This window comes from Natronomonas sp., from assembly GCF_036625485.1.
In the GTDB taxonomy this organism is placed as follows: domain Archaea; phylum Halobacteriota; class Halobacteria; order Halobacteriales; family Haloarculaceae; genus Natronomonas.
The window spans coordinates 1-5,528 of record NZ_JAZKTR010000158.1; the positions used below are offsets into that span (position 1 = coordinate 1).

The following is a 5,528-nucleotide window of genomic DNA, read 5'->3' on the forward strand; positions in this document are numbered from 1 at the left end:
TTGAGTGTCAAAGACGTTAACCGTCAGAACACTAACGTGCCGCTACAGCAGAGATTATGACAAGGCTCCATTTTCGGTACTCGGTTGCTGTCGCCCTCCTTTTCGCGGCGGTACTGGTGGCGGGATTCGCATCGGTTGGGGCTGCTTCCCACGGGTCGCCGGCGAATTCACGGTGTATCCGCAGGACAACGCGGACAGGAGTCCGGACGCGACGAATGCGAACTACGTGATGAGTTCGGCGGGCGTCGACGCGTTCGAGGCCGAACAGGGGCTCGAAATCGTCGACTACTACTGGCTCGAAAGCTCGCAGGCGGATTTCAGTTCGTGTGACCCCGATAACGCCCGCGTGTTCGGTATCGACCGCGGGAACAACAACACCGGGACACAGATCGACGAGAGCCTGTTGCAGCACATGAAGTCCTATAACGTCGGCCAGAGCCGCATCACGCTGGACCTCTTCGGCGAGGACGACCTCGGCGGGGAGCCCATCAACCTCTATACGCCCGACGCGACGGTCGCCGTGTTGGGCGACTGTGTCGAGAACACTGGCGAACCCGGCTGGTATCAGTTCACCGGCTACGTCAACGGCACGACCTACGCGGGCAACTACGAGGAGGTCCTGCTCACCCCCCCACTACTTCTGGATCGGCGACTTCGAGAACGAACAGGAGGCTCGTGAGGAATTCGGCCCGCCGCCGTCCCAAGAGGGTTCGACGTCCGATTCGACGCCGACGACTACCGCGACGGAGACGGTAACGGAAGCGTCCGGCAACGGTGGGCACAACGACGAGGACAACGAGGAGCCCGTCGTCGGCTTCGCCTTCGGTGCGCCCGATTCGACGCACGACTGGGACGGTCTCGAATCCGTCCTCCACTGCAGCGAGTGCGGTGAGGAGACTGGCCACGGGATGGACCTGACCGAGGAGGGGTCCTTCGAGTTCACCTGTCTCGAATGCGGAAACGAACTGACGTTCTGATTCCGACGCGTTTCCCGCTCGTGGACGTATTTTTCACATGGTAGGGAAAAGATACTTGTCACTTGGTATCTGCTGTGTAACATATGCCACACTGCCGCAACTGCGAGGGGTTTGTCACCGAGAACTATGTACGCGTGTTCGCTCCGCAGGATATGTCGACGGTCCGAGTGTGTCCGAACTGTGAGGACAAGCTCAGAGACGGGGCAGAGGTACGGGAAGCTCGCTCGACGCGACAGAACTAGTCGCCGGCGGCGAGCGCAGCGCTTTCACCGGCGAGGTACTTTTCTCCGCGGTCGGTGACGGCGTATATCTCTTCACCGGTTACCGGCTCCACGAGCCCGTGTTCGACGAGCGTCTCGACCCGCTTTTCGACGTACCCGAGGTGCATCCCGAGCCGGTTGGCGATGAGCGGGACGTAGTCCGGCGGGTTATCGTCGAGGTACTGTAGGATGCGCTCGTCGGCTGGATGGGTCCATTCCGGGCTGGTGGCCATTCGAACTCCCTCCGGCCTATGTGTGGGTACTGGTACCACATAACACTATTGGTAATCCGGCAGGTATTGCTACACCCGCTTTTCGGGCCGGAGCCTTACCGTCGAGTCCTCGATGAGAGGGATTCCGGCGGGTTCCGAACCGCCGTCAACAGGTCCCGTTCATCGACCGTTCTCGCGTGTTCGGGCGGGTCGGTACCCGGCAGGGCGAGCATCGGGTCGGCGGTCCGTGCCACCCTCGCGTTCGCCCCATCGACGGGGGCGGCGAGGACGGTCACGTCGGCCGCGCCCACGAGATTGCTCGCCGATTCCGCTCGGCCATCGGGGACCGACTCGAAGGGTGGTGCGGTCACCACGTCGCTGGCGACGCTTCGGGCGGTCGCCAGCGCGGCGTCGCCCTCAGGGAGGATGCCGACCGTTACGGCGATGCCGGCATCGACGAGGCGCCCGATAATCCGGGCAGCGCGCTCGCCGCCGCCGAGAACGTGAACCCGTCGGTCGCCCGGCGGGACGTCCGAGAGCGGAGTGACCGCCCGTGTTCCGGTCACGGGATTGGTCGCGACCGCGGTTCGGACGTCGAAGGCGGTTTCGAGCCGTTCGGCGGTGAGGACCTCCTCCGGCGGGCCGTCCGCGACGATGTCGCCGCCCGCCAGGAGGGCGATGCTGTCACAGAAGCGAGCGGCCAACTCCAGGTCGTGGATCGCGGCGATGACGGTCTTGCCCTCGTCAGCCAGTTCGCGGGCAAGCGATAGGGTCCGGACCTGATGGTTGATGTCGAGGCTGGCGGTCGGTTCGTCGAGCAGGAGCGTCGGCGTCTCCTGTGCCAGCGCCCGCGCCAGCAGGACGCGCTGGCGCTCGCCGCCGCTGAGCGAGTCGATAGAGCGGTCGGCGAACTGGGTGGTGTCGGTCCGCTCCAGCGCCGCCTCAACGGCCTCGTGGTCGGCGGTACCGGCCGGCGAGAACCGCGAGCGATGCGGCGTCCGGCCCATCGCCACCACGTCCTCGACGTCGAACTCGAAGGCGACCGAGGTCTCCTGTGGCACCGTCGCGACACGTCGGCCGACCGCCTTGGCCGACAGTTCGGCCACGTCCTCGCCGTCGACGGTAACCCGGCCGCTGTCCGGCGTCAACAGGCCGTTCGTCGTCCGCAACAGCGTCGTCTTGCCGGCACCGTTCGGGCCGACCAACGCGAGGAACTGCCCTTCAGGAACCGAAAGCGAGACGCCATCGAGGACGGTCGTCGTTCCGAAGGAGATCGACACGTCGTCGAGGGAGATCACAGCGAGTGCACCTCCCGTTTCCGGAGCAGGTAGAGGAAGAAGGGCGCTCCCAGCGCCGCGGTGACGATGCCGACCGGCATCTCGCCGGGACCCATCCGCGCGATGGTGTCGGTCGCGACGAGGAATACCGCACCCGCGAGCGCGCTCGTTGGGATGAGGATCCGGTGGTCGGGGCCGACGACCAACCGCATCATGTGCGGGACGATGAGGCCGACGAAGCCGATGACGCCCGAGACGGCGACGGCGGCCGCGGTGACGGTCGTCGAGCCCACAAGCAGGATCCGTTTGGTTCGCTCGACGTCGATACCGAGGGTGTGGGCGTCCTCTTCGCCGAGCAGGAGGACGTTCAGGTCCCGGGCGTAGGCCAACAGGACGACGAAGAGGACGGCGACGACGGGGGCGGCGATGCGGACCCGGCTCCACGTGCTGTGCTGGAGGTGGCCCATCAGCCAGTAGACGGCGGTTTCGAGGCTGTCGCCGGCATACAGGAGCATATAGGAGATGACCGCGCCGAGGAACGTCTGGACGGCGACGCCGGCCAGAAGGAGCGTGGCGACGGGCGTACGGCCGTCCTCGCTGGCGATGAGGTAGACGCCGAAGGCGGCGAGAAGCGCGCTCACGAAGGCGAAGGCGGGCAGGCCGTAGGAGACGGAGACCGGCAGGACGATGAAGGCGACGGCGCCGACTGCGGCGCCCGTCGAGACGCCGATGATCGACGGGTCGGCCATCGGGTTCCGGAAGAAGCCCTGCATGACGGTTCCGGCAAGTGCGAGCGCGAAGCCGACGATGGCGCCCAACGCGATGCGCGGCAGGCGAAGTCCGCGGACGATATATTCGGTCGTATCCGGGAGATCGAAGCCGAAGGGATGGACCCAGACGAGGCCACTCGTCGTCGGCACGGGGGTGGCAAGCCCGTTGAGAATCGACAGGAAGGCCGCCTGTGGTCCGATCTCCGCGGACCCGATGGTCGCGCTGGCAAGGACGGTTCCGGCCAGCAGCGTCGTCAGGCCGGCGGACCACGTGAGCGTCCGGCGGAGAACCATGAACAACCGTAGTTGCTTTAGCCAAATACTTATTGCGTTCGTTTGTTCCCCCATACGATGACAGCCACTTACCGCGCGCTGGCGTTGTCAGCGCTACTCGTCGTCTCCCTCATCGGCTTCGCCGCCGCACCCGCGGCCGCGAGCCACGACGGTGACGCCGCGGACTGTGACTTCCCGCTGACCGTCACCGACGATACGGGAACTGAGGTAACGCTCGATGGAGAAGCCGAGACGGTCGTCGCACTCGATGCGGCCTCCGCCCAGACCTTCTGGGAGGTCGGCGCCTCCGAGAAGGTCATCGGGATGCCGGTTCGTCCGTACACCGAGTATCTCGAGGGCAGCGAGGAACGAACCGACGTCCTGACCGACGACGGGAGCGGTGTCGATGTCGAGACGGTAATCGAACTCGACGCGGACCTCGTCGTCGCGCCGAACTACACGCCCGACGCCACGATCCAGCAACTCCGGGACGCAAACCAGACCGTCTACCGCTCGCCACTCGAGGAGTCCTTCGAGGCCATCTACCAGAAGACCGAACTCTACGGCCATTTCGCCGGCAACTGCGAACAGGGTGCCCAGACGGCCGAGGAGACGCGCAACGAAGTCGAAACCATCCGTGAAGCCGTCGCCGACGAGGAGTCGCCGAGCGTCCTCTACTACTTCTTCGGCTTCACGGCCGGCAGCGAGACGTTCATCGGCGACATCATCGAGACCGCCGGCGGTTCCAACGTCGCCGCCGAGGTCGGCATCACCGGCTTCGAGCAGATCTCCGACGAAAGCATCGTCGAGCAGAACCCCGACTGGGTCGTCACCACGGACAACCAGGGCGCCATCAACACGAGCCGCGAGGCCTTCCAGAACACGGCGGCCGTCCAGAACGACCAGGTGCTCACGGTCGACGCCAACCTCGTTAGTCAGGCCGCCCCGCGTGTCGTCGAACCGCTCCGGGCGATGGCCGAGGCATTCCACCCCGAAGCCTTCGCCGAGGAGACCGAGACCGAAGCGATGACCGAAACGGCGACTGACACCGAGACTGAGACCCAGACCGACACCGACGGCGATGGTGCCGGCTTCGGCGTCGCCGTCGCGGTCGGCGCACTGCTCGGTGCGGTCTTCCTCGTCCGCCGCCGATAGCTGGTCTGACAGCCGTCGACACACCGCTTCGCCCGCCAACCGCCCTCTTTTTACGACGCCGCCGCCCACCCTCGGGTATGGTCGAGAACGTCATCTGGCCCGCCTATCTCGACGCGAACTGCTCCCGAAGCGAGGGGCGACGCGTCTCCGAGGACCTCGCAGTTCCCGAGCCTACCGTCGACGAGATCGCCAGCGCCGTCCAGCAGGTCGGCTACGACGCGGTCATCGAACGCGACAAGACCTATCCCAAGGAGTACGAACCCCGCGGCCGCGTCGTCGTCAAAGGCGCCGAGGACGCGACCAAATCCGACCTCCTCGGAGCCGTCGCCGCCTACGTCTCCGCCCTCCGGGAATGAAACGCATCGGCGAAGTCGTCCGGACCGCACAGGGGCTGGCCGTGGTCCGGTGTTCGGACGACGACCATCCCGGCGTCGGCGCGCCCGTCGTCGACCAGAACCTCGACGATATCGGTCGCGTCGTGGACGTCTTCGGGCCCGTCGAAAGGCCGTACGTCGCCGTCTCGCCCAGGGATTCGATTTCGCTTCCCGGTCTGCTCGGCGAGAAACTCTACGTGCGATAATGGCTCTTGGTGGCTGTTTATTTT

8 protein-coding genes are annotated in these 5,528 nt (G+C 65.6%); 5 read left to right on the top strand and 3 right to left on the bottom strand.

Going from position 1 to position 5,528, the window contains the following annotated elements:
- The first annotated feature begins 229 nt into the window (after positions 1-229).
- Positions 230-679, top strand: coding sequence for a hypothetical protein (locus V5A53_RS12560; RefSeq protein WP_332313961.1), 450 nt, complete (start codon positions 230-232; stop codon positions 677-679).
- A 381-nt stretch (positions 680-1,060) separates the two neighbouring features.
- On the top strand, positions 1,061-1,219 hold the full coding sequence (locus V5A53_RS14605) for a DUF7563 family protein (RefSeq protein ID WP_442928632.1): 159 nt from the start codon (positions 1,061-1,063) through the stop codon (positions 1,217-1,219).
- On the opposite strand, the gene V5A53_RS12565 is transcribed toward V5A53_RS14605, so the two are convergent.
- The 3 genes from V5A53_RS12565 to btuC form a co-directional block, all read right to left on the bottom strand.
- Positions 1,216-1,470 carry a hypothetical protein gene (locus V5A53_RS12565; protein ID WP_332313962.1) on the bottom strand — a complete coding sequence of 85 codons (255 nt, stop codon included), beginning with the start codon at positions 1,468-1,470 and terminating at the stop codon, positions 1,216-1,218. The genes V5A53_RS14605 and V5A53_RS12565 overlap by 4 nt on opposite strands.
- A 95-nt stretch (positions 1,471-1,565) precedes the next feature.
- Complete coding sequence (locus tag V5A53_RS12570; protein ID WP_332313963.1) at positions 1,566-2,747, bottom strand: heme ABC transporter ATP-binding protein; 1,182 nt, start codon at positions 2,745-2,747, stop codon at positions 1,566-1,568.
- Positions 2,744-3,790, bottom strand: a complete 1,047-nt coding sequence (gene btuC, locus V5A53_RS12575) for a vitamin B12 ABC transporter permease BtuC (RefSeq protein WP_332313964.1) — start codon at positions 3,788-3,790, stop codon at positions 2,744-2,746. The genes V5A53_RS12570 and btuC overlap by 4 nt, the downstream gene beginning before the upstream one ends.
- A 57-nt stretch (positions 3,791-3,847) precedes the next feature.
- On the opposite strand from btuC, the gene V5A53_RS12580 reads away from it, so the two are divergent.
- From V5A53_RS12580 to V5A53_RS12590, 3 genes are all read left to right on the top strand, one after another.
- Positions 3,848-4,924 (top strand): PGF-CTERM-anchored ABC transporter substrate-binding protein, encoded by a 1,077-nt coding sequence (locus V5A53_RS12580; protein ID WP_332313965.1) that lies wholly within the window; start codon positions 3,848-3,850, stop codon positions 4,922-4,924.
- Between the two features lie 77 nt (positions 4,925-5,001).
- The gene (srp19, locus tag V5A53_RS12585; RefSeq protein WP_332313966.1) at positions 5,002-5,280 is read left to right on the top strand and encodes a signal recognition particle subunit SRP19; all 279 of its coding nucleotides are present in this window, start codon (positions 5,002-5,004) and stop codon (positions 5,278-5,280) included.
- Entirely contained in the window at positions 5,277-5,504 is a 228-nt protein-coding gene (locus V5A53_RS12590; protein ID WP_332313967.1) for an H/ACA ribonucleoprotein complex subunit GAR1, read from the top strand. Before srp19 ends, V5A53_RS12590 begins: the two co-directional genes overlap by 4 nt.
- Positions 5,505-5,528 lie beyond the last annotated feature (24 nt).

Coding starts and splice junctions, on each gene's coding strand:
- V5A53_RS12560 (WP_332313961.1), top strand. CDS start 230: ATGAGTTCGGCGGGCGTCGACGCGTTCGAGGCCGAACAGGGGCTCGAA.
- V5A53_RS14605 (WP_442928632.1), top strand. CDS start 1,061: ATGCCACACTGCCGCAACTGCGAGGGGTTTGTCACCGAGAACTATGTA.
- V5A53_RS12565 (WP_332313962.1), bottom strand. CDS start 1,470: ATGGCCACCAGCCCGGAATGGACCCATCCAGCCGACGAGCGCATCCTA.
- btuC (WP_332313964.1), bottom strand. CDS start 3,790: ATGGTTCTCCGCCGGACGCTCACGTGGTCCGCCGGCCTGACGACGCTG.
- V5A53_RS12580 (WP_332313965.1), top strand. CDS start 3,848: ATGACAGCCACTTACCGCGCGCTGGCGTTGTCAGCGCTACTCGTCGTC.
- srp19 (WP_332313966.1), top strand. CDS start 5,002: ATGGTCGAGAACGTCATCTGGCCCGCCTATCTCGACGCGAACTGCTCC.
- V5A53_RS12590 (WP_332313967.1), top strand. CDS start 5,277: ATGAAACGCATCGGCGAAGTCGTCCGGACCGCACAGGGGCTGGCCGTG.